Origin of the sequence: Massilia scottii (assembly GCF_030846495.1) — a bacterium.
Classification (GTDB): Bacteria; Pseudomonadota; Gammaproteobacteria; order Burkholderiales; family Burkholderiaceae_D; genus Telluria_A; species Telluria_A violaceinigra.
In genome coordinates, this window is the sequence record NZ_JAVCWM010000003.1 from 348,092 (window position 1) to 369,959 (window position 21,868).

Here is a 21,868-nt window from a genome sequence, read left to right on the forward strand (position 1 = left end):
AAGCAACTGTCCACCCTGTTTCCATCCTACCGAGCCGACCCATGTCCACCCGCTTTCCAGCCTTCCTGCGCGGCGCCGCCCTGCTCGCCTGCACCCTGATCACGCCTGCCTTCAGCGCCGATGCCGTGCCAGCGGCGCCGCCGCCGATTGCCGATTTCTTCGATAACCCGGCTTTCAGCGCCGCCAACCTCTCACCCAGCGGCAAGTACCTGGCCGTGCGCTTTTCCAACGACAACAAGCGCGACCGCCTGGTCGTGATCGACCTTGCCACCAACGCGATCAAGGTCGTGGCCCAGTTCGCCGATCGGGATGTCGACAGCTTTCAATGGGTCAACGATGAGCGCCTGGTGCTGGACTCGACCGACAAATCCATTGGCCCGGGCGACGCCATCTACGGCCCGGGCCTGTTCGCGGTCAATCGTGACGGCAGCGGTTTCAAGCAGCTGGTGCAGGTCAGCGGCAACTTCGTGCAGGAGCATGGCGTAGCCCGCACCACCTTGCCGGCCAACCACTACCTGGTCGAGCAATCAGGCGCGCAAGCCTCCGACGATGTCTACGTGATCAATCCCAAACGCGACGGCCTCGATGAAGCCGGCGACATCAAGTACGTCAACCTGGTGCGCGTGAACACGGTGACCGGGCGCGCCGAAACGGTCAAGCGGCCGGGGCCGTGCCAGGGCTGGCTGCTCGACCACAAGGGCGAGCCGCGCCTGTGCATCGCGCTGGAAAAGAACATCGAAACCATCTGGTATCTCGATCCGGCCAGCAAGGAATGGCGCAAGATCGCTTCCTTCGACGCTTACCTGGGCGGCAAGGAAGCCTTCACGCCGCTGGCCTTCGGTCCGGACGGCACCCTGTACGTGCTCAGTGACGCCGGCAAGGACAAGGCGGCGCTGCATACCTTCGACCTCAAGACCAGCCAGGTCAACGAAAAAGCGCTGGTGGCCCTGGCCGATTACGACTTCAGCGGCCGGCTGATCACCACGCGCGACAAGATGCTCGGCGTGCGCTACCTGAGCGACGCGCGCGCGACCGTGTGGTTCGACGAGAAGATGAAAACGCTGCAGGCGACCATCGACGCCGCCCTGCCCGCCACCGCGAACATGATCAATCCGCCCGCACGCCCCGACAGCCCGTGGGTGCTGGTGCAAGCGTATTCCGACAAACAACCCGAGCACTACAGCCTGTACAACCTCGATACCGGCAAGTTCACCAGCGTCGGCAGCACCCAGGAACGCATCGTGCCGGCCCGGATGGCTGAACAGGAACTGGTGCGCACCACGGCGCGCGACGGCCTGACGGTGCCGGCCTGGCTGACCCTGCCTACCGGAAAGCGCAAGAACCTGCCGATGGTGGTGCTGGTCCACGGCGGCCCTTACGTGCGCGGCAACGAATGGGGCTGGTCGGCCGACAGCCAGTTCCTGGCATCGCGCGGCTACGCCGTGCTCGAACCCGAATTTCGCGGCAGCACCGGTTTCGGCACCAAGCACTACCGGGCCGGCTGGAAGCAATGGGGCTTGAAGATGCAGGACGACATCGCCGACGCCACCAAATGGGCGATCGCCCAAGGCATTGCCGACCCCAAGCGCATCTGCATTGCCGGCGCCAGTTACGGCGGCTACGCCACCCTGATGGGCCTGGCGAACGATCCAACCCTGTACAAGTGCGGCGTCAACTGGGTCGGCGTGACCGACATCAACCTGCTCTACACGGGCCACTGGAGCTTCACCTCCGACCTGAGCAGCGCCTACCTCAAGTACGGTGCACCGACCCTGATCGGCGACCCCGAGAAAGATGCGGCCCAGCTGCGCGCCACCTCGCCCCTGCTGCAGGCGGCGCGCATCACCCAGCCGCTGCTGATGGCTTACGGCGCGGCCGACCGCCGCGTGCCGCTGTACCACGGCAAGAAATTTTACGAAGCGCTCAAGGTCCACAATCCGAACGTCGAGTGGGTGGTGTACCAGGAGGAAGGCCACGGCTGGTCGTTGCCAAAAAACCGCATCGACTTCTGGGGACGGGTCGAAAAATTTCTGGGCCGCCATATCGGCACGCCCTGAAACGGTTCCACTGTCATGAACACGCAACAGTTACAACAACGCTGTCGGGCATTTGCGCATGCAACTGAAACCTTGCATGCGAATCCGGGCAATATCCTGGTGTATGCGGTCGGCGGAAAAAAGTTTGCCTACTTCAAGACTAGCGAACCGGAAATGGGGCGTTTCAGCCTCCGTGTCGCGCCCGACCAGTTCCTCGGACTGACCGGCATGCCTGGCGTGAAGCCAGCCCGCTACATGGGGCGGTTTCATTGGGTGACGATCGTCGACGTGCGCGCTTTTCCGGCCGATTTCCTGGCCGATTTGCTGGCATGGTCGTACCAGAAAGCCCGCGCTGCGCTTAGCAAGGCGGAGCTCGCTTCATTGGAGAACGAGGCACAGTGAGCTCGGGTCCGGCGCCTGCCGGACGCCTGCCGGACGCCGATTTCTACCACGCCCGCAGCGGTGGCGCAAAGTTATTATTTCTGCAATTTTGATGTAATTTCGATATAAAATATCGCACTGCTGCGCCATCAATGTATCTAACACGAGACCTACATGACCATCCCATTCAAGAATCCCCACGCGCCGCGTCTGCTGGTGCTGGCTGGCGCTGTTGCCCTGGCCATGAGCGCCGGTTGCAACAACGAAGACAAAAAAGACGAATCCAAAAAGCCGGACGACCCGGCGCTGAAATACCAGGCCGAGATCAGCCGCACCTCGTTCGGCGTGCCGCACATCAAGGCCAACGATGAAGGCAGCCTCGCCTATGGCGTGGCCACCGCCTACGCGCAAGACAATGTCTGCCTGATGGCCGACGAATTCACCACCGTCAGCGGCGAGCGCTCGAAACACTTCGGCCCGACCGCGACGCGCCAGACTTCGGACCTGCCGAACCTGCAGACCGATTTCTTTTACCGCATCATCAACAATGACGACGCCGTCAAGGCCGCCTGGGAAGCCCATTCGGCGCCGATGAAGGCGATGATCGAAGGCTACGTCGCCGGCTACAACGATTACCTCGACAAGACCGGCATGAACAACCTGCCGGCCGCGTGCAGGAACGGCGCCTGGGTGCGCAAGGTGAACGAGGCCGACATGGTCAAGCTGCTGCGCCGCTACGCCGCCGAAGCCAGTTCCGGCCAGTTCATTCCCGCCATCGTGGGCGCCGCGCCGCCGGGCCAGAATCCGCTGATGCCGGCCCTCCCGCCCAAGGCCGGCATGAACCCGATGGACCCCGACTACTGGACCGCGATGCGCGAACGCACCGGCAGTAACGCCGTGGCGCTGGGCAAGGATGCCACCGACAACGGCCAGGGCATGCTGCTCGGCACCCCGCACTTCCCGTGGCGCGGCGCGCTGCGCTTTTACCAGCTGCACCTGACCATCCCCGGCAAGCTCGACGCCATGGGCGCCGCCCTCGGCGGCATGCCGATGGTCAATATCGGCTTCAACCAGAACCTGGCGTGGACCCACACGGTCAACAATTCAGCCCACTTCACCGTGCACGCGCTGCCGCTGGACCCGTCCGACCCGACCAGGTACCTGTTCGACGGCAAGCCGCAGAGCATGGAGCGCAAGAGCGTCACCATCGACGTCAAGGGTCCCGACGGGGTGGTGCGCCCGCAGTCGCGCACCTTCTACAGCAGCCAGTTCGGCCCGATGGTCGTCATTCCCGGCCAGCTCGACTGGACCGGCGGCATGGCCTACGCCATCAATGATGCCAACCTGGGCAATCACCGCCTGCTGGAACAGTGGTACGGCATGAACAGCGCGCGCAGCCTGGACGAATTCAAGGCATCGATCGACCGCACCGTCGGCCTGCCATGGGTCAACACCCTGGCCGTCGACAAGGAAGGCAGCGCCCTGTTCATGGATGTCACTGTCGTGCCGCACGTGAGCAGCGCCAAGCAGAACGCCTGCGTGCCGGCGCCGTTCAAACCGCTGGCCGCGCGCGGCCTGTTCGTGCTCAGCGGCGCAACCAGCGCCTGCGCCCCCGGCACCGACAGCACGGCGCCCCAGAGCGGCATCTTCGCCGGCGCCAGCCTGCCGCGCCTGACCCGCAACGACTACGTGCAAAACTCCAACGACAGCGCCTGGCTCTCCAACCCGAAAGCGCCGCTGGCGGGCTTTCCGGACATCGTCAGCGTCGACAATGTCGAGCAGTTCGGCCGTACGCGCCTGGGCATCTCGCAGGTGGAAAAACGCCTGGCCGGCACCGATGGCCTGGCCGGGCGCCGCATGACGGTCGCGCAACTGCAGGGCCTGGCCCTGAGCAACCGCGTCTACTACGCCGAACAGATCATGGACGACGTGCTGACCCTGTGCCGCGGCGACAGGAACGCCCAGGCCGCCGACGGCAGCAGCGTCGACCTCACCAGCGCCTGCGCACGCCTGAACCAGTGGGACCGCACGGTCAACCTCGACAGCAACATCGGCTACCTGTACTTCACCGGCCTGTGGGAGCGCATCGAGCGCTTGCCGGGCGTCTGGGCAGTGCCGTTCAACCCGGCCGATCCGGTCAATACCCCGCGCGGCCTGAACATCGATAACATGTTTACCGCCAACACGGTGCGCCAGGCGCTGGCCTCGTCGGCGCTGGACGTGGCGCGCATGGGCGTGTCGCAGGACGCGCGCTGGGGCGACCTGCAGGTGTCCACGCGCGGCACCAGGCAGATCCCGATCCACGGCGGCAAGGGCAGCGATGGCGTGTACAACGCGATCGGCAGCGTGCCGGGCGCGGATGGCAAGCTGGAAGTGATCTACGGCACCAGCTACATCCAGACCGTGTCGTTCGACAAGAACGGCCCGCAGGCGCAAGCCATGCTGGCCTACTCGCAATCGACCGATCCGGCCTCGAAGCATTACGCCGACCAGACCGAGCGCTTCTCGAAGAAGGAATGGATCACCCAGCCGTACACGGAAGCGCAGATCAAGGCCGATCCGGCGTTCTCGACCATGACGGTGTCGCGCAAGGCCGTCGCCACGCCGAACGGCAAGCCGAACGCAAAACCATAAGCCGTCCGGCGTAACGAAACCGGCAGTCTGCCGCCATGGCGGTAGACTGCCTGCAAGCTGCTTGTTCAACATATCAAGGAGATGCACATGTCGTCAGGAAAAATTCTGGTCGCACAGGGAGGCGGACCCACCGCCGTGATCAACCAGTCGCTGGTCGGCGTGGTGCTCGAAGCGCGCCGTTTTCGCAACGTCACGCGCGTCTACGGCGCCATGCACGGGGTGCGCGGCATCGTCGACGAAGACTTCGTCGACCTGACCCAGGAAACCAGCCATAACCTGGAGCTGGTCGGCCTGACGCCTTCCTCGGCGCTCGGTTCTACCCGCGACAAGCCCGACCTGGCTTACTGCCACAAGATTTTCGAGGTGCTGCGCGCCCACGAAATCGAGCACTTCTTCTACATCGGCGGCAACGATTCCTCCGACACGGTGCGCATCGTCAGCCTCGAAGCGCAAAAAGCCGGCTATCCGCTGCGCTGCATCCACATTCCCAAAACCATCGATAACGATTTGGTCGGCAACGACCACACCCCCGGCTTTCCCTCGGCGGCGCGCTTCGTGGCGCAAGCCTTCGCCGGCGCCAACCTCGACAACGCGGCCCTGCCCGGCGTGTACGTGGGCGTGGTGATGGGGCGCCACGCCGGCTTCCTGACCGCCGCCGCGGCGCTCGGCAAGAAGTTTCCGGACGATGGTCCGCACCTGATTTACCTGCCCGAACGCACCTTTGTCCTCGAACAATTCCTGGCCGACGTCAAGACCATGTACGAGCGCCACGGGCGCTGCGTGATCGCCGTCTCCGAAGGCATCCACGACGCCTCGGGCGAAGCGGTCGCCAGCCTGCTCTCGAGCGAAGTCGAGCGCGATGCGCACGGCAATGTGCAGCTGTCGGGCACCGGCGCGCTGGCCGACCTGCTGTGCGACGAAATCAAATCCAGGCTCGGCATCAAGCGCGTGCGCGGCGACACCTTCGGCTACCTGCAGCGCTCCTTCATCGGCTGCGTGTCGGACGTGGACCAGCGCGAGGCGCGCGAAGTGGGCGAAAAAGCCGTGCAGTTCGCCATGTGGGGCGAGCGCGACGGTTCGGTGGCGATCAAGCGCACCGGCTACTACTCGGTCGACTACGAACTGGTGCCGCTGGAAAGCGTGGCCGGCAAGACGCGCGTGATGGACGAGGCCTTCATCAGCGAGTGCGGTACCGACGTCACCGACGCCTTCCGCCTGTACCTGCGCCCGCTGCTCGGTTCGCGCATGCCGGACGCCTTCCGCCTGCGGCCCGCGCCGGTGGAAAAGATCCTCAACAAGAAGTAAGCCGGTCCTGGCCGGCGGCCAGGTACCGTCAGATGCGCCATCCGGGCGCATCCGCTTGTCCTTTGTGCATTTTGATTGTTTTAGCAAGGCCGAGTCGCAACACTGCGGTCCCGTCAACCATCACGACACCGGACCGCCATGACCCCACGCCTGCCTGTTTCATCCGCTCCGCTGCTGCGCGCCAGCAGCGCCGCCCTGTTGCTGGCGCTGTCCGCCTGCAGCAACGACAATCCGACGGACCCGGCCGCGCCAAGCTACGCCGCCGAGATCCGCCGCACCGCCCATGGCGTTCCACACATCAAGGCCGAAGACGACGGCGGCCTCGGTTACGGCATCGGCTACGCCTACGCGCAAGACAATATCTGCCTGATGGCCGAGCGCATCGTCACCGCCAACGGCGAACGCGCCAAGTATTTCGGTGCCGACGCGCGCGGCGCGACCGAGGACACGGCCCCCAACCTGGCGTCGGACTACTTCTATCGCCTGATCAACGAACCGGAAGCGGTGGCTACCGCCTGGCGCGAACAGCCGGCGCCCATGCGCGCACTGGTCGAAGGCTATGTGGCCGGCTACAACCAGTACCTCGACGAGCGCGGCAAGGGCGGCTTGCCGGAAGCCTGCAAGAACGGCGCCTGGGTGCGCAGCATGACCACCAGCGACATGATGAAAATCGTGCGCCGCTATGCCGCCGAAGGCGCGGGCAGCCATTTCATCGAGATGCTGGTCGCCGCCGCGCCGCCGGGCACGGCACCGGCATCGTCGCGGGCGGCGTTCCCGCGCCGCGGCGGCCCCAGCGCGGTCGATCCGCAATACTGGCAACAGCAGCACGCCCGCACCGGCAGCAACGGCGTGGCGCTTGGTAAAGATGCCACCGAGAATGGACAAGGCATGCTGCTGGCCAATCCCCATAACTGGTGGAAAGGCGACTTGCGCTTCTACCAGCTGCACCTGACCATTCCCGGCAAGCTCGATGTGATGGGCGCCTCGCTCGGCGGCATGCCGATGGTCAGCATCGGCTTCAACAAGGACGTGGCCTGGACCCATACCAACAACACCTCCAGCCACTTCACCCTGCACCAGTTGCAGCTCGACCCGCTCGATCCGACCCGCTATGTGGTCGACGGCAAGGTCCAGAACATGACGCGCAAGCGGATCGACGTCGAGGTGCGCCAGGCCGACGGCAGCCTGGCCACGCGCAGCCATGATTTTTACCAGACCCCGCTGGGCGTGGTGATGCATTTGCCGAACATGCTGGAATGGAACCGCAAGAACGCCTACACCCTGCTCGACGCCAACATGGGCAATCACCGCATGCTGGAACAATGGCGCGCGATGAACAGCGCGCGCAGCCTGGGCGAGCTGCGCGAAGGCATCGACCGCATCGTCGGCTTGCCATGGGTGAACACCGTGGCGGTGGACAAGGATGGCAAGACCCTGCTGATGGACGTGACCGTGGTGCCGAACGTCCCGCTGGCCAAGGAAAAAGCCTGCGTGCCGGCCGCGTTCAGGGAGCTGGCGGACGGCGGCGTGCTGGTGCTCGACGCCTCGACCAGCGCCTGCAATCCCGGCAATGACCCGGGCGCGCCGCAGAGCGGCATCTTCGCCGGCGCCAGCCTGCCGCGCCTGGAACGCGACGATTACGTCCAGAACTCGAACGACAGCGCCTGGCTGAGCAATCCGGCGGCGCCGCTGACCGGCTTCCCCTCGATCGTCAGTATCGACGCGCGGGAACAAAGCGGCCGCACGCGGATCGGCATTTCCCAGTTGCAGGCGCGCCTGGCGGGCACGGACGGCCTGGCCGGACGGCGCATGTCGGTGAGCCAGCTGCAAGGGCTGTTGTTCAGCAACCGCGCCTACTACGCCAGCCAGAACATGGCCGACATGTTGCGCGCCTGCGATGGCCCTCGCCTGGCAGCGGCGGCCGACGGCACCATGGTCGACCTGACGCTGCCCTGCGCCAGGCTGCGCACCTGGGACCACACGGCCAACCTGGACGCCAATATCGGCTTCGGCTACTTCGCCAGCATGTGGGACCAGCTGTACGGCACGCCCCTGTTCTGGGCGGTGCCCTTCAACCCGGCCGATCCGGTCAACACGCCGCGCGGGCTGCGTCTGGACGACGCGGCCAGCATGAGCACCCTGCGCACGGCCCTGGCCAACGCGGTGCTCGAGATGGAAGCGAACGGCTGGGGGCTCGATACCACCTGGGGCCAGTTGCAGCAGAGCGAGCGCGGCGGCAAACGCATTCCGATCCACGGCGGGCGCTACTATTACGGGATCTACAACGTGATTGCCAGCGAAGCGCTGGCCGGCGGGGGACGCGAGGTGACCGACGGCAGCAGCTACGTGCAGACCGTGATGTTCGACCGCAACGGCCCGCAGGCGCAAGCCGTGCTCGCGTATGGCCAGTCGGTCGACCCGGCCTCGCCCCACTACGCCGACCAGACCGAGCTGTATTCGCGTAAATCCTGGCCCACCCTGCCCTTTACGGAAACGCAGATCGCGGCCGATCCGGCGTACAAGCGCATCGCCATCAGCCACAAGGGCAAGAGCGCGGCCAAGGCCGGGCAGTAACGCACAAACAACACACGTGTTGCTTAACAAAAACTAAATGTTTTTAAAAAGGCATTTTTAAGAAGGCTGTGTTAAGTTATGGTTACTTTCATTAGACTGGAACGATGATGAAAAACCTGTTCATGGCGTGTGTGTGTTTCCCTCTGCTGCTGGCCGCCTGCAACGGGCCGCTCGACGTCACGCTGGCCGAGACCGGCGACCCGGTCAAGGGCAAGGCAGTGAAAGAGGCCTTGTCGCCTGAAGAAGCCGAGCTGCTCGTTTCCTACGTGGCGCAGCATACGATGGCGCAGGACATCGATTACAAGATGACCGTCAAACAAGCCATCGCGGCGCGCCGCAAGGAACTCGCCAACAACCAGAAGTAATCTCCCCGCCGTACCGGGGCCGCCCGCTGGCGGCCCCGATTGGAATCGCCGATAATGCCCGGGTGCGTCCCTGACGGGTACGTCCCTGTTCACATCCCTCACCGAGAAACCCCATGCGTTTTCTTGCTTTATTGCTCGCCATCGGCCTGGCCGGATGCGGCACCATGCACATCGAAGAGAAAAATTTCATCCATCCCGACGGCAAGGACGCACCCGCGCTGGCGCGCGTCGATGTCGCGGCGCTGCTGCCCGCCTACAACATGACCGGGGAAACGGTCGCCACGCCGGACGGCGCCACCTTGCGCGGGGTGTATCTGGCGCGTGCCGGCGCGGCCATCACCGTGCTTTACTTCGGCGGCAACGCCTTCCACCTCGACCAGCACGCGCGGGAACTGCTGCCGCTGCTGGCCGCCTGCGGCAGCAACGTGGCCGTGTTCGACTACCGCGGCTATGGCCGCAGCAGCGGCGTGCCGACGGTGGAGAACATGCGGGCCGACGCGCTGCGCGTGTTCGACCATGTCAATGCCATCAATCCGGGCAAGGTGGCCGTGCATGGCCAGTCGCTGGGCAGCTTCATGGCGGCCTACGTGGCAAGCCAGCGGCCGCTTGCCAGGGGCATGGTGCTCGAAGCGACCGCCACCACCGTGCAGGAATGGACCGACGCCAACGTGCCCTGGTATCTGAAGCTGTTTTTGAAAGTAAACGTCGCCGACACGCTGCGCGGCGTGGACAACCAGGCGCTCGTCAGGGGCTGGCATGGTCCCAGCCTGGTGCTGTCGGGCGAGAAGGACCAACTGATCCCGGTGGCGATGTCACGCAAGGTGTACGACGCGATCCCGGGCGAAAACAAGCAGTGGTTTGTGGCCAGGGGAGCGAGCCACAACGGCATCCTGGCGCATCCCGACGTGGGTCCGGTGTACTGCGGCTTTGTGCGCAAGCTGTAGGCGGACGCAGGTGGCAATAGCGCCGCCTGCGTTTTCGTCAGTCAGGTATCAGGCCAGCAACGCCTGCACTTGGCGGAATAATTCAGGCTCGATCTGCCGCGCCTGGATGGCAAAATTAAGCTGCTTGGCGATCGACGCCACCTCCAGCGTACCCGGCTCGATCGGGTAAGTCCCGCGCGGCATCATCCAGCGCAGAACATCATCGAGATGCCATAAGGTCGTACTTCCTGTATGCACCGGCACGGGAAACGTCTCGGCGTTGTTGCAGGCCAGCTTATGCATGTTTTGGCGACTTACCTCGGCGAACTCCGCAATGTCAGTGAGTCCGACCAGATCGGGACGCACTTCAATGAGCTGCGCTGTGGGAATGGCGCGCTTGACGTCGGCTAGCGCACTGGTCATGGCATCAAACGCGTTATCAGCCTCGCGGCAAAATTCCAGTGCAATGCGCCCCGGTCGCCCGATACCGACCAAGGCATCGGTACAATCCTCTTTTTCCAGACGACCGACAATGTCATCCTGATTGTCATCATCGCCCGACAAGCGATACCTAAATTCAAAGACGAAATCCATCACATCTCCTCCAGCACTTTCATCACGGCGCTGCTTTGTGGGTGGTGCAATTGTCGATTACGCGCCTCAAAAATCGGGCATGGTTGCCACTACTTTTGGGCGTGCTCCACACGGGCGACATGCAGTATTCCCCACCTCGACACGTGTTGTCGTTGTAGGGACAAAACATATGGCCCCAAGCATGGCTGGCACCGACTTGAATGCGCCAGCCGTTTGCTTCAGCGTGCTTCAGGGCCTGCTCTATCTCTTTTTTGGGGTGGGACGTGCGCGTCATCTGTCTCTCCGATTGTCGTCACCAAAAATCCGGTTGTCAAGCGACAACCAGCACTTGATTCGCTGCGAACGCCCTGCATATGGCGTACGTCAGGATCAAGCTTTCGATGGTGGCATCGGGCATCGGCGATTCGACATGAGAAAGATCAAAAAAAACGGACGGGACCCGAAGGCGCCGTCCGTTTTTTGAGTGACCGCAAACGGGTCAGCTGACGATCGTCTGGTGCTCGTCACCTTCGCGCGCACGGATGACGCCGATGCGCGAGACGCTCTCGCCGGCGGCCTGCAACTGTGCAAACGCCGCATCGGCATTTTCTTTCGACACGATGACGATCATGCCGATGCCGCAGTTGAACACGCGGTGCATTTCAGCGTCGGCCACGCCGCCGTGCTGCTGCAGCCACTGGAACAGCGGCGGCATGGTCCATGCCTTCGAATCGAGCACCGCCGTCAGCCCTGGCTGCAGCACGCGCGGCACGTTTTCGACGAGGCCGCCGCCGGTGATGTGCACCATGCCTTTGACTTCCATCGATTCCATCAGCGCCAGCAGCGGCTTGACGTAAATACGGGTCGGCTCCATCAGCACGTCGGCCAGCGGGCGGCCGTGGAAGTCGGCGTTCAGGTCCGGCTTGGCCACTTCAATGATCTTGCGCACCAGCGAGTAACCGTTCGAGTGCACGCCCGACGATGCCAGGCCCAGCACCACGTCGCCCGGGGTGATCTTGGTGCCGTCGATGATTTTCGATTTTTCCACCGCGCCGACCGCGAAACCGGCCAGATCGTACTCGCCGGCCGGGTACATGCTCGGCATTTCCGCCGTTTCGCCGCCGATCAGCGCGCAACCGGCCTGCTCGCAGCCCTGGGCGATGCCTTTGACGACGGCGGTGGCGGTCGGCACGTCGAGCTTGCCGCATGCGAAATAATCGAGGAAGAACAGCGGCTCGGCGCCCTGCACCAGGATGTCGTTCACGCTCATGGCGACCAGGTCGATGCCGACCGTGTCATGGCGGTTCAGCTCGAACGCGAGCCTGAGCTTGGTGCCCACGCCATCGGTGCCGGACACCAGTACCGGCTCCTTGAACTTCTTGCTGATCTCGAACAGCGCGCCGAAACCGCCGATGCCGCCCATCACGCCTTCGCGCATGGTTTTCTTGGCAAACGGCTTGATCGCTTCGACCAGGGCGTCTCCGGCATCGATATCGACACCGGCGTCGCGGTAGGAGAGGGAAACATTAGAAAGTTGGCTCATGGTGTATTTGGCAGCGGAGGCGGTAAAATAGAAGGCGGCGAACCGATTCGAGCCGCGGGCGGCCAAAACTGGTCAATCCGCTATTTTATCAAAATGCCCCGTCCTGAGCCGATTTAACCCACATTACAACAATAAGATGCTTTTTTTCACAGTCACGGCACCCCAGCACAGCGTCGGCACCCTGCCAGCACCATCACCGCCACCACGATGTGCGTGGCAGCTTCTATAATGCCTGATGTATACGACGGCGCAAGAATGAACTCATGAAACAGCTGGTACTCGATTTGGGCGCAGAGCAGGCGCACAGCCTCGATACCTTCGAGGTAGGGCAAAATGCCGAACTGGCGCATCTGATGCACCAGTTCGCGGAGCGTCGTTCGCGCGAACATTTCGCCTACCTGTGGGGCGAAACCGGCGCCGGCAAGACCCACCTGCTCCAAGCCCTGGCCGCCACGCCGCGCTCGCGCTACATCGCCTGCGACGCCCCCGAATCCGAATTCACGTACGCGCCCGAAACCACCCTGTACCTGCTCGACGACTGCGAGAAGCTTTCGCCGCAGGCCCAGATCGACGCGTTTGCCCTGTTCAACCAGATCCGCGAACACGGCGCCTACATGGTCAGCACCGGGCCGGTGCCGCCGGTGGTGCTGCCGGTACGCGAAGACCTGCGCACGCGCATGGGATGGGGCCTGATCTACCAGATCCACGGCCTGGCCGACGAACAGAAGATCGCCGCGCTCACGCATGCCGCCGAAGCGCGCGGTTTGACCTTGTCGGCCAGCGTGTTACCCTATCTGCTGTCCCATTTCAAGCGCGACATGCGCTCCCTGTCGACGATGCTAGACGCACTCGATCAGTACTCCCTCGAAACCCAGCGACCGGTCACCCTGCCGTTGCTGCGCGATTTACTATTACAAGCCAACCCGCAAGCGGACACCAAAGAATGAAGAACCTGGCGCTGTTTGACCTGGACCATACCCTGCTGCCGATCGACTCGGACCACGAATGGGGCGAATTTTTAGTCCGCACCGGCGCCGTCGATCCCGTCGAATTCAAGCGCCGCAACGACGAATTTTTTGCCCAGTACCAGGCCGCCACGCTCGACCCGGTCGAATACCTCGAATTCGCGCTCGGCACCCTGGCGCGCTTTCCGCGCAAGGAACTCGACGCCATGCACGCGCAGTTCATGGCCGACGTGATCGAGCCGGCCATCCTGCCGCGCGCGCGCGCGCTGCTCCGGCAGCACCTCGATGCCGGCGACCTGGTGGCCATCATCACCGCCACCAACCGCTTCGTCACCGCGCCGATCGCCAGGGCGCTGGGCGTGGAGCACCTGATCGCCGCGGTGCCCGAAGAAGATGCCGACGGCAACCTGACCGGCAAACTGCTGGGCGTGCCGACATCGGGCGCCGGCAAGGTCACCCATACCCATGCCTGGCTGGCGCAGGTGGGCACGCCATTGGATGGTTTCGGGCGCAGCCACTTCTACAGCGATTCCCACAACGATATCCCCCTACTGTCCGTCGTCACCCATCCCGTCGCGACCAACCCGAACGCCGTGCTGGCGACCCACGCCACACGCCTTGGCTGGCCTTTACTCCATCTATTCAATGATTAAAAAATTCATCCGCAAAATGCTCGGCGTCAAAGAGAAGCAGCCAGTGCGCGACCTGACCGAACCCATCATCCTGGGAGCGGCGGAGCACGGAATCGATCCCAAGCTGCTGTCGTCGAACGCGATCCGCGTGACCCAGACATTGCAGGAGGCGGGCTTCAAGGCGTTCGTGGTGGGCGGCGCCGTGCGCGACCTGCTGCTGTCGGTCAAACCGAAGGACTTCGACATCGCCACCGATGCCACGCCCGAACAGGTCAAGCGCCTGTTCCGGCGCGCCTTCATCATCGGCAAGCGCTTCCAGATCGTGCACGTGATGTTCGGTTCCGACCTGCTGGAGGTCACCACCTTCCGCGGCGCCGGCGAGTCCAGCGCACCCAAGGACGAACACGGACGGGTCCTGCGCGACAATAACTTCGGCCCCCAGCACGAAGACGCCATGCGGCGCGACTTCACCATCAACGCCATGTACTACGACCCGGCCACGCAGGTGGTGCTGGACTACCACGGCGGCATTGCCGACATCCGCGACAAGACCCTGCGCATCATCGGCCAGCCGGAAGCGCGCTACCGCGAAGACCCGGTACGCCTGTTGCGCGTGGTGCGCTTCGCCGCGCGCCTGGGCTTCACCATCGAGCCGCATACGCGCGAACCGATCCCCGTCATGGCGCCGTTGATCAACAACGTGCCGGCCGCGCGCGTGTTCGACGAAATGCTCAAGCTGCTCATGAGCGGCCACGCGCTGGCCTGCCTGCAGCAGCTGCGCAAGGAAGGCCTGCATCACGGCCTGCTGCCGCTGCTCGACGTGGTGCTGGAGCAGCCGATCGGCATGAAGTTCGTCACCCTGGCGCTCGAATCGACCGACAACCGCGTCAAGGCCGGCAAGGGCGTCTCGCCCGGCTTCCTGTTTGCCTCGCTGCTGTGGCACCAGGTGGTCGAGAAATGGACCGCCTACCGCGCGGCGGGCGAGTCGCCGATTCCGGCGCTGCACCTCGCGGCCGACGACGTGCTCGATTCGCAGACCGAAAAACTGGCCCTGCAGCGCAAGATCGGCTCGGACATGCGCGATATCTGGTCGATGCAGCCGCGCTTCGAGCGGCGCAACGGCAAGGCCCCGTACAAGCTGCTGGAACACCCGCGCTTTCGCGCCGGCTACGACTTCCTGCTGCTGCGCTGCGAGTCGGGCGAGATCGAGATGGAAATCGGCGAATGGTGGACCGCCTTCTATGAAGGCGACGCGGTCGAGCGCGAAACCCTGCTCACCACCGCCGTCGCGGCACCGGCCGGCGCCAAGCGCAAGCGCCCGCCGCGCCGCGCTCCGCGCAACCGCGCCAGTGGCGAAGGCGGCGACACCGCCACCACCAGCAGCACCACCGGCAGCACCAGCGGCGACGAATGATCGCGTACGTCGGCATCGGCGCCAACCTGGGCGATGCGCGCGCCAACGTGGCCGACGCTCTGGCGCGCCTGGCCGTGCTGGACGGCAGCCGCCTGCTGGCGCAATCGTCGGCCTGGCGCACCGCGCCGATTGACTCCTCGGGCGACGATTACATCAACGCGGTCGCCTGCATCGACACGGACCTGAGCGCGCAAGCGCTGCTGGCCGCCCTGCAGGCGATCGAACTGGCGCACGGGCGCGAACGGCCCTACCGCAACGCCCCGCGCACCCTCGACCTCGACATCCTGCTGTACAACGACGAACGGATCGACACCGCCAGCCTGCAGGTGCCGCATCCGCGCATGACCGAGCGCGCGTTCGTGCTGGTGCCGCTGCTGGAAATCGCACCCGATATCGAGGTGCCGGGAAGTGGCCCGGCACGCGATTACCTGGCCGCCGTCGCCGGCCAGGCCATCGAACGACTGAACTGATATGCAGATTCCGATTTTTGTGCAGACCGCGGGCCTGCTGGTCCTGTCGAACATCTTCATGACGATTGCCTGGTACGGCCACCTGAAGAACATGTCGAGCAAGGCGTGGTGGTATGCGGCGCTGGTCAGTTGGGCCATCGCCCTGTTCGAATACCTGCTGCAGGTGCCGGCCAACCGCATCGGCCATACGCAATACAGCCTGGCGCAGCTCAAGATCCTGCAGGAAGCCATCACCCTGACGGTGTTCGTCCCGTTCGCGATGTTCTACATGGGCGAACCGTTCAAGCTCGATTACGTATGGGCCGGGCTATGCCTGGTGGGCGCCGTCTACTTCATCTTCCGCAGCTGACCGGCACGTGCCTGCGCTTGGCTGTAACGATGCGGCGCGCAGGCGGATAAAAATCGATACGCCGGACCGATTTTGCGGGAAGCGGGAGAGACATCGGCCTTCCGTACAATCCGGTCGGCCCCTGTTCGCCTGTCATCAACAATCTTGAATCGATCGCGCGCGCCCCTGCATGCAATGCGTCGGCAAGAGGGAACGCCGCATCATTTCCACTGCGTCTTGCGCTGACGCTTCCAGCAGCGTTGTCGGTTGTGGAGGTGGCTATTGACGGTTTCGTATCCGTGTGGAAAACAACGAGAACAACCGTTGTCGTTCCTAATCATTACCCGAGAGACACTTGTGCCGGATATTTTTCGGGGAAAATCCGCCAAGCCGTATTCGTTGTACCCGTAAGCCTTTATCAAGCGTGCATGTCGTTTCACTGTACTCTCCATTAGTTAATTACCTAATGAAGAGCGCCTTTTGCAATTGCCTTGAGCACGTCGAAAATCCTTTGAAGTTTGTTGGATCCACCTTGGCGCCCATTGTATTCGGCGCGCCTGTTCCTGCTTGCCCTTTGATGATATCTATTTCATCCGACACGGTCAACGCCCATGGTTTACCGCGCCGCACCAATCCCCAAGTCCGGCCTGCGCGTGCCAGGCGCGCTCGACCTCATCTCCCCCAGCCGATCCAAGCACATTACGGCGGTTGAGATTACACTATGCGCCGTTGCGACCATTTTGATATCAAAGGACTATTATGAGCGGTTATCTGCAGGGTAAGGACATGGCGGGCGGCGACACTCCGGCGCCTGTCAAACCGGTGGTGACGAAGGCGGTGACGATTCCTTCGCTGAACGCGATGCGTGCTTCGGGCGCCAAGATCACGATGCTGACCTGCTACGACGCCAGCTTTGCGACCTTGATGGACCGCTGCGGCGTGGAAGTGCTGCTGATCGGCGATTCGCTGGGCATGGTCTGCAATGGACATCAATCGACCTTGCCGGTGACGGTGGCCGAGATCGCGTACCACACCGCCGCTGTCGCGCGCGGCAACAAGAGCGCGATGGTGCTGGCCGATATGCCTTTCGGCAGCTACGGCACGCCGGAAGCGGCGTTCAACAACGCGGTGCAGCTGATGCAGGCTGGCGCGCACATGGTCAAACTCGAGGGCGGTGCGTGGCTGGCCGAGACGATCCGCTTTTTGACCGACCGCGCGGTGCCGGTGTGCGCGCACCTGGGGCTCACGCCGCAGTCGGTGCACCAGCTGGGCGGCTACAAGGTGCAGGGCAAGAGCATCGAGAGCGCGGCCCAGCTCAAGGCCGATTCGCTGGCGCTGGAAGCGGCCGGTGCGGCCATTGTGCTGTTCGAGGCGATTCCTAGCGCCTTGGGCAAGGAATTGACCGAGGCGCTGAAGGTGCCGACGATCGGCATCGGCGCGGGGCCGGACTGCTCGGGCCAGGTGCTGGTGATGCACGACATCCTGGGCGTTTTCCCGGGGCGCAAAGCGCGCTTCGTGAAGAACTTCATGGACGGGCAGACCAGCATCGATGCCGCCGTCAGCGCGTATGTGAGCGCGGTCAAGGATGGCAGTTTTCCGGCGCTGGAGCACTGTTTCTAAGCCACCGCACCCCACTCCGTCGTTCCGGGCAATACCAGGAACGACGGGGATTAGCGCAACCCGTACCGCTTCATTTTATTCAACAACCCCACCCGCGAGATCCCCAACTGCTTGGCCGCATGCGTGTGGTTATGCGCCGTCTCGTCGAGCGCGGCGACGATCAGGCGCTTTTCCAGCGCCGCTACCTGCGCATCGAGCAAACCATCCCCCTCCACCGCCATCGGCGCGGCCGCTTCCCCGCACGCCAGCGCCAGGTCGTCGACCGTGATCACATCGGCATTGCCGGCCAGCGCCGCCGCCGTCGACACCGAATGCTGCAGCTCGCGCACATTGCCCGGCCAGTTCCTCGACACCACCCATTCCAGCGCATCGGGCGCCAGCCGCTTGGGCGGGGACAGCCTGGCCGCCACCGCCTGCACGATCAGCGCCACATCCTCGGCCCGCTCGGCCAGCGCCGTGGTCCTGACCTGGATGCCTTTGAGCCGATAAAACAAATCATCGCGAAACGATTTTTCCTCGACCATCGCCGCCAGGTCGCGGTTGGTGGCCGCCACCACGCGCACATCGACCCGCGTTTCGCTGCGCGCGCCGACCGCGAAAAAGCTCCCGGCCTGCAAAAAGCGCAGCAGCTTGACCTGCATCGCCAGCGGCATGTCGCCGATCTCGTCGAGGAACAGGGTGCCGCCGTTGGCCGCCGCGATCAAGCCGATGCGGTCGCGGTCCGCCCCCGTGAAGCTGCCCTTGCAGTGTCCGAACAACTCGCTCTCGAACAGCTCCGCCGGAATCGCGCCGCAGTGCACCGCCACAAACGGCTTGGCGCTGCGCTTGCCGTTGGCATGCAGCGCGCGCGCCACCAGCTCCTTGCCGGTGCCGCTCGGCCCCGTGATCATCACCGGTACCTCGGTCGGGCCGATGCGCCGGATCAGCGCGCGCAGGTCGCGCAGGTCGGTGCTGATGCCGATCAGGCCCATGGTGGCGTCGTCCGGCCCGGCGCGCGCGCGCCACTCGGCCAGCTCGCGTTCCAGGCGGCGCTTGGTCAGCGCGCGCTCGACCACCACCCGCAGCAGGTCCGGGTCGAGCGGCTTGGGTAAAAAGTCCCAGGCACCGGCGGCCATGGCGCGCAAGGCCAGTTCGCGGTCGGCATGGCCGGTCATCACCACCACCGGCGCCGAGGCCAGGCCGGGCAGCAGCGCCAGCCCTTCATCGGGGCGGAACGATGGCGGCAGCGCCAGGTCGAGCAGCACCAGGTCGAAGGTGTGGTCGGCCGACAAGGCCAGCACCTGTTCGCTTGACGCCGCGACCTTGACGTCGTAGCCAAGGCTGGCCAGCCAGTTGCCGCACAGGCGCTGGAAGGCGGGTTCGTCGTCGACGAGAAGAATGCGTTCGGTAGTCATGGCGAGCCTGGTAAAAGAAGTTCAAAGCAGCAGGTCCAGCCGGCCCGTTCGCCCAGCCTGACGCTGCCGCCGTGGGCCTCGACCAGGCGCCTGACGATCGCCAGGCCAAGGCCGGTGCCGCCGGGACGGCGCGTGGTGAAGGGCTGGAACAGGTCGGCGGCCAGATCGGCGGGCACGCCCGGGCCGTTGTCGCACACGCGCAGCAGTACCCAGCCGTCGGGATGCGCTTCGGCGGCGACCAGGATGCGCGGGTCCGGGCGGCCGCGCAGCATGGCCATGGCGTTGCCAATCAAATTGCCGAGGATTTGTTCGCCGCGCATCGGGTCGATGTGCAGGCACAGGGCCTCGTCCACATCGAGCGCGATGGCTTGCGCGGGATGGCCGGCGGCGACCCGCTGCACCAGTTCGGCCACGGGCACGCGCTGGCGGTTCAGGCGCACTTCGCCCGAATAACTGAGCAAGTCCTGGATCAGATGGTCGGCGCGTTCGATCTGGGCGCGGATCTCGGCGCGCACCTCCGGCGGCGCCATCACCGCCGCCATGCTGATGATGTTGAGCGGATTGCGCAGTTCGTGCGCTACCGTCGCCGCCAGGCCGCCCAGTTCCAGCAGGTGGGCCTGTTGCAGGCGCTCCTTTTCATGCTCCGCATAGCGCAGCAACTGGTCCAGCCGCGCCGCCGCAGCCGCCAGCAGGGCGCCGAACACTTCGCCCACGCGGGTCACGCTCGGGGTCGCGCCTTCCCACGCCATCAGGTCACTGCGCCAGTGCGGCGCCTTGCCGTCCTTGCCGGCGGCGAGATAGCAGTGCACGCCCGGTTTGCCCGCGCCGTCGCCGGCCGGCCTGGCGTCGCCCAGCACCACCCGCATCGGCTGGCGCAGGTGCGCACCGAGGGTGGAGGCGGCGATGCGCTCGAGCTCCTGCCAGCTGCTGGCGGCGTCGAGCCGCAGGCGCCAGTCGGCCAGCACGCCCGCTTCCAGATGCGCGCCGGGGAAGACCAGCCGCTCCATGGCGCGGCGCGACGGGCCTTCCAGCACCAGCATCACGCCCAGCATCGCGGTGCCGAGCAGCCATAGCTGCCAGAGCGGCATGGCGGCCAGCGGCGCGAAGCCGGTGCGCGCGGCCACGCTGAGCAGCAGGCTGGCCAGGGCCACCGCGATGGCCATCAGCACCAGCCAGGCCAGCAGGCGGTTGGCCCACAGGTTCACCACCATCAGGTCGTAGCGCAGGATGCCGAACACCAGCAGCAGCGCGTAGCCCGGCAGCAGGATCACGCTGTACGGGAAGATGTCGATTCCGAGCGAGGCGTTGAGGAACATGAGCGAGGCGCCCGATCCCCAGACCCCCGCAAACCAGATCGCCAGGATCTTGCCGCGCTGTTTGGGTGCAGCGGCCGGCCACGCCGCCAGCAGCAGCAGGTAGGCCCAGATGCTGATCGAGCTGACGACAATGCCGGGTATCCAGCCCCACACAGGGAAAAAGTAGTAGCGCCGGAAGCCGAGCCAGGGCGCCAGCGTGCCCATGTCGAGTAGTTGTATCAGCACGAGGGTCACGATGCCGAGCAGGTAGACGGCCAGCAGCTGGCGCGGGCGGTCGCGCTGCAGGAAGCGGAACACGAAGTGCAGGAAGAACACCGCGTTGATCGGGCCGCAGTTGACCAGCCGTTTGCCCAGCGCGGCCACCGTATCGTCACCCAGGTGCATGCCCAGCTGCCCCAGCGCCCAGCAGCCGATACCGACGCAGAACAGCGCCAGCGGCTTGATGCCGCTCTGGTGCGGCGCCTTGGCCCACAGCCAGGCCGCCAGTCCCAGGCTGATGCAGCTCTGGAACACCAGCGAGAAATAGTAAACGCGATAAATGTCCATGCGGGCCCAAGTGTAAGGCAGCTTGATAGTTGCAACGGGCTAACTATATAGCAAGTTGACAGCCAGTGCGTATCACCCGGTAATTTTCTGTTTAAAAACAGCAGCTTAGCGACGTGTCGCGGGTGGCATGCGGCTTGCGTATTGATGAGTAGGACGGCGCAGGCCGGAGCGACTCGGCAAAGGCATCGAAACATCATGAAAACACTGCATTTCCCCGGCATCGACGCACTGGTGCCACCCAAGATCGTCTGGATGCGGGTCAACCGCGTGCTGGCATGGGCCTTGATCGTCTCGCCGCTGGCGCAGTGGGCGCTCGGAACCGCGTTCCTGCGCGGGCTGGCGCTCGACCTGGTGATTCTGGTGGCGCATGCGGCGATGTCGCTGGCCTTGTTCGGCGTGCCCAAAGCGCCGGCGCGCCGCTTCAGCGCGGCGATGCATGTCTTCGGCGGGCAGCCGCCAGACCTGAGCCCGCGCAACCGGTTTCTGTTGAGCGGGTACCGGGTCGGATTGACGCTGCTGCTTTTGTTGCTGGTGCCAACGCTGATCGCGGCGCTGCGCCTCATCCCCTTTTCCAGCTACCTCGCCTACCTGGGCGTGCTCTGGATTGTTGCCGTTCCATCGTCCCTGATCGCCCTCTGGCCGTTCCTGCGCATGCCGGTGACGCTGTTCCAGCACCTCGATCCGTCCATCGTCCAGGCCTTGCGGCGCTGGGGCATGCGCAAGAACGCGGGCAGCGTGGCTGTCTCGATCGTCATCTTCTTTTTCCTGTCGTCGTACATTAACCTGATCAGGTAGTCGCCATCATGTTTGCCTTTACCGCAGCACCACATCACTTCGTTTTCCCGTCAC

20 protein-coding genes are annotated in these 21,868 nt (G+C 64.4%); 15 read left to right on the top strand and 5 right to left on the bottom strand.

Features of this window, described 5'->3' with window-relative positions; translation table 11 throughout:
* Positions 1 to 41 precede the first annotated feature (41 nt).
* The 7 genes from RBA41_RS05770 (at position 42) to RBA41_RS05800 (ending at position 10,239) form a co-directional block, all read left to right on the top strand.
* A complete protein-coding gene (locus RBA41_RS05770) occupies positions 42 to 2,057 on the top strand; it encodes an alpha/beta hydrolase family protein (RefSeq protein WP_306621912.1) in 2,016 nt (671 codons plus the stop codon).
* 15 nt (positions 2,058 to 2,072) lie between these two features.
* Entirely contained in the window at positions 2,073 to 2,438 is a 366-nt protein-coding gene (locus tag RBA41_RS05775) for an MmcQ/YjbR family DNA-binding protein (RefSeq protein WP_306621914.1), read from the top strand.
* 153 nt (positions 2,439 to 2,591) lie between these two features.
* Positions 2,592 to 5,051, top strand: coding sequence for an acylase (locus RBA41_RS05780; protein ID WP_306621916.1), 2,460 nt, complete (start codon positions 2,592 to 2,594; stop codon positions 5,049 to 5,051).
* 87 nt (positions 5,052 to 5,138) lie between these two features.
* Positions 5,139 to 6,356 carry a 6-phosphofructokinase gene (locus RBA41_RS05785; RefSeq protein ID WP_306621918.1) on the top strand — a complete coding sequence of 406 codons (1,218 nt, stop codon included), beginning with the start codon at positions 5,139 to 5,141 and terminating at the stop codon, positions 6,354 to 6,356.
* 138 nt (positions 6,357 to 6,494) lie between these two features.
* A complete protein-coding gene (locus tag RBA41_RS05790) occupies positions 6,495 to 8,930 on the top strand; it encodes an acylase (protein WP_306621920.1) in 2,436 nt (811 codons plus the stop codon).
* A 107-nt stretch (positions 8,931 to 9,037) separates the two neighbouring features.
* Positions 9,038 to 9,295: a hypothetical protein gene (locus RBA41_RS05795; RefSeq protein WP_306621922.1), complete on the top strand. Its 258-nt coding sequence runs from the start codon at positions 9,038 to 9,040 to the stop codon at positions 9,293 to 9,295.
* A 113-nt stretch (positions 9,296 to 9,408) separates the two neighbouring features.
* Complete coding sequence (locus RBA41_RS05800; RefSeq protein WP_306621924.1) at positions 9,409 to 10,239, top strand: alpha/beta hydrolase; 831 nt, start codon at positions 9,409 to 9,411, stop codon at positions 10,237 to 10,239.
* A 48-nt stretch (positions 10,240 to 10,287) separates the two neighbouring features.
* Here the strand turns inward: RBA41_RS05800 and RBA41_RS05805 are convergent, their stop codons facing one another.
* Complete coding sequence (locus tag RBA41_RS05805; protein ID WP_306621926.1) at positions 10,288 to 10,812, bottom strand: helix-turn-helix transcriptional regulator; 525 nt, start codon at positions 10,810 to 10,812, stop codon at positions 10,288 to 10,290.
* Between the two features lie 22 nt (positions 10,813 to 10,834).
* A complete protein-coding gene (locus RBA41_RS05810; protein ID WP_306621928.1) occupies positions 10,835 to 11,086 on the bottom strand; it encodes a hypothetical protein in 252 nt (83 codons plus the stop codon).
* On the opposite strand from RBA41_RS05810, the gene RBA41_RS05815 reads away from it, so the two are divergent.
* Positions 10,994 to 11,275 (top strand): hypothetical protein, encoded by a 282-nt coding sequence (locus tag RBA41_RS05815; protein ID WP_306622067.1) that lies wholly within the window; start codon positions 10,994 to 10,996, stop codon positions 11,273 to 11,275. The genes RBA41_RS05810 and RBA41_RS05815 overlap by 93 nt on opposite strands.
* A 15-nt stretch (positions 11,276 to 11,290) precedes the next feature.
* Here RBA41_RS05815 and purM read toward each other — a convergent pair whose 3' ends face one another.
* Entirely contained in the window at positions 11,291 to 12,334 is a 1,044-nt protein-coding gene (gene purM, locus RBA41_RS05820; RefSeq protein WP_099882185.1) for a phosphoribosylformylglycinamidine cyclo-ligase, read from the bottom strand.
* 263 nt (positions 12,335 to 12,597) lie between these two features.
* On the opposite strand from purM, the gene hda reads away from it, so the two are divergent.
* The 6 genes from hda to panB all read left to right on the top strand — a co-directional run bounded on the left by hda (position 12,598) and on the right by panB (position 17,763).
* Positions 12,598 to 13,281, top strand: a complete 684-nt coding sequence (gene hda, locus RBA41_RS05825) for a DnaA regulatory inactivator Hda (protein WP_099874947.1) — start codon at positions 12,598 to 12,600, stop codon at positions 13,279 to 13,281.
* Positions 13,278 to 13,952 (top strand): histidinol-phosphatase, encoded by a 675-nt coding sequence (locus RBA41_RS05830; protein ID WP_306621933.1) that lies wholly within the window; start codon positions 13,278 to 13,280, stop codon positions 13,950 to 13,952. The genes hda and RBA41_RS05830 overlap by 4 nt, the downstream gene beginning before the upstream one ends.
* Positions 13,945 to 15,345 carry a polynucleotide adenylyltransferase PcnB gene (gene pcnB / locus RBA41_RS05835; RefSeq protein WP_306621935.1) on the top strand — a complete coding sequence of 467 codons (1,401 nt, stop codon included), beginning with the start codon at positions 13,945 to 13,947 and terminating at the stop codon, positions 15,343 to 15,345. Before RBA41_RS05830 ends, pcnB begins: the two co-directional genes overlap by 8 nt.
* A complete protein-coding gene (gene folK / locus RBA41_RS05840) occupies positions 15,342 to 15,815 on the top strand; it encodes a 2-amino-4-hydroxy-6-hydroxymethyldihydropteridine diphosphokinase (RefSeq protein ID WP_306621937.1) in 474 nt (157 codons plus the stop codon). The genes pcnB and folK overlap by 4 nt, the downstream gene beginning before the upstream one ends.
* A gap of 1 nt (position 15,816) precedes the next feature.
* On the top strand, positions 15,817 to 16,164 hold the full coding sequence (locus RBA41_RS05845) for a DMT family protein (protein ID WP_126077647.1): 348 nt from the start codon (positions 15,817 to 15,819) through the stop codon (positions 16,162 to 16,164).
* 738 nt (positions 16,165 to 16,902) lie between these two features.
* Positions 16,903 to 17,763 (top strand): 3-methyl-2-oxobutanoate hydroxymethyltransferase, encoded by an 861-nt coding sequence (gene panB / locus RBA41_RS05850; protein ID WP_306621942.1) that lies wholly within the window; start codon positions 16,903 to 16,905, stop codon positions 17,761 to 17,763.
* A gap of 50 nt (positions 17,764 to 17,813) precedes the next feature.
* Here the strand turns inward: panB and RBA41_RS05855 are convergent, their stop codons facing one another.
* Positions 17,814 to 19,157 carry a sigma-54-dependent transcriptional regulator gene (locus RBA41_RS05855; RefSeq protein WP_306621944.1) on the bottom strand — a complete coding sequence of 448 codons (1,344 nt, stop codon included), beginning with the start codon at positions 19,155 to 19,157 and terminating at the stop codon, positions 17,814 to 17,816.
* Positions 19,154 to 21,019 carry a sensor histidine kinase gene (locus RBA41_RS05860; RefSeq protein WP_306621946.1) on the bottom strand — a complete coding sequence of 622 codons (1,866 nt, stop codon included), beginning with the start codon at positions 21,017 to 21,019 and terminating at the stop codon, positions 19,154 to 19,156. Before RBA41_RS05860 ends, RBA41_RS05855 begins: the two co-directional genes overlap by 4 nt.
* A 195-nt stretch (positions 21,020 to 21,214) precedes the next feature.
* Here RBA41_RS05860 and RBA41_RS05865 point away from each other — a divergent pair, with 195 nt between their 5' ends.
* Entirely contained in the window at positions 21,215 to 21,814 is a 600-nt protein-coding gene (locus RBA41_RS05865) for a hypothetical protein (RefSeq protein ID WP_306621948.1), read from the top strand.
* Positions 21,815 to 21,868 lie beyond the last annotated feature (54 nt).

What these genes read in the sequence shown, in the direction of transcription:
- RBA41_RS05855 (WP_306621944.1), bottom strand. Translation starts at nt 19,157, where the DNA reads ATGACTACCGAACGCATTCTTCTCGTCGACGACGAACCCGCCTTCCAG.
- RBA41_RS05785 (WP_306621918.1), top strand. Translation starts at nt 5,139, where the DNA reads ATGTCGTCAGGAAAAATTCTGGTCGCACAGGGAGGCGGACCCACCGCC.
- purM (WP_099882185.1), bottom strand. Translation starts at nt 12,334, where the DNA reads ATGAGCCAACTTTCTAATGTTTCCCTCTCCTACCGCGACGCCGGTGTC.
- RBA41_RS05770 (WP_306621912.1), top strand. Translation starts at nt 42, where the DNA reads ATGTCCACCCGCTTTCCAGCCTTCCTGCGCGGCGCCGCCCTGCTCGCC.
- RBA41_RS05810 (WP_306621928.1), bottom strand. Translation starts at nt 11,086, where the DNA reads ATGACGCGCACGTCCCACCCCAAAAAAGAGATAGAGCAGGCCCTGAAG.
- panB (WP_306621942.1), top strand. Translation starts at nt 16,903, where the DNA reads ATGAGCGGTTATCTGCAGGGTAAGGACATGGCGGGCGGCGACACTCCG.
- RBA41_RS05845 (WP_126077647.1), top strand. Translation starts at nt 15,817, where the DNA reads ATGCAGATTCCGATTTTTGTGCAGACCGCGGGCCTGCTGGTCCTGTCG.
- RBA41_RS05805 (WP_306621926.1), bottom strand. Translation starts at nt 10,812, where the DNA reads ATGGATTTCGTCTTTGAATTTAGGTATCGCTTGTCGGGCGATGATGAC.
- RBA41_RS05860 (WP_306621946.1), bottom strand. Translation starts at nt 21,019, where the DNA reads ATGGACATTTATCGCGTTTACTATTTCTCGCTGGTGTTCCAGAGCTGC.
- RBA41_RS05800 (WP_306621924.1), top strand. Translation starts at nt 9,409, where the DNA reads ATGCGTTTTCTTGCTTTATTGCTCGCCATCGGCCTGGCCGGATGCGGC.
- folK (WP_306621937.1), top strand. Translation starts at nt 15,342, where the DNA reads ATGATCGCGTACGTCGGCATCGGCGCCAACCTGGGCGATGCGCGCGCC.
- RBA41_RS05775 (WP_306621914.1), top strand. Translation starts at nt 2,073, where the DNA reads ATGAACACGCAACAGTTACAACAACGCTGTCGGGCATTTGCGCATGCA.
- RBA41_RS05780 (WP_306621916.1), top strand. Translation starts at nt 2,592, where the DNA reads ATGACCATCCCATTCAAGAATCCCCACGCGCCGCGTCTGCTGGTGCTG.
- pcnB (WP_306621935.1), top strand. Translation starts at nt 13,945, where the DNA reads ATGATTAAAAAATTCATCCGCAAAATGCTCGGCGTCAAAGAGAAGCAG.
- RBA41_RS05815 (WP_306622067.1), top strand. Translation starts at nt 10,994, where the DNA reads ATGGCTGGCACCGACTTGAATGCGCCAGCCGTTTGCTTCAGCGTGCTT.
- RBA41_RS05865 (WP_306621948.1), top strand. Translation starts at nt 21,215, where the DNA reads ATGAAAACACTGCATTTCCCCGGCATCGACGCACTGGTGCCACCCAAG.
- hda (WP_099874947.1), top strand. Translation starts at nt 12,598, where the DNA reads ATGAAACAGCTGGTACTCGATTTGGGCGCAGAGCAGGCGCACAGCCTC.
- RBA41_RS05790 (WP_306621920.1), top strand. Translation starts at nt 6,495, where the DNA reads ATGACCCCACGCCTGCCTGTTTCATCCGCTCCGCTGCTGCGCGCCAGC.
- RBA41_RS05795 (WP_306621922.1), top strand. Translation starts at nt 9,038, where the DNA reads ATGAAAAACCTGTTCATGGCGTGTGTGTGTTTCCCTCTGCTGCTGGCC.
- RBA41_RS05830 (WP_306621933.1), top strand. Translation starts at nt 13,278, where the DNA reads ATGAAGAACCTGGCGCTGTTTGACCTGGACCATACCCTGCTGCCGATC.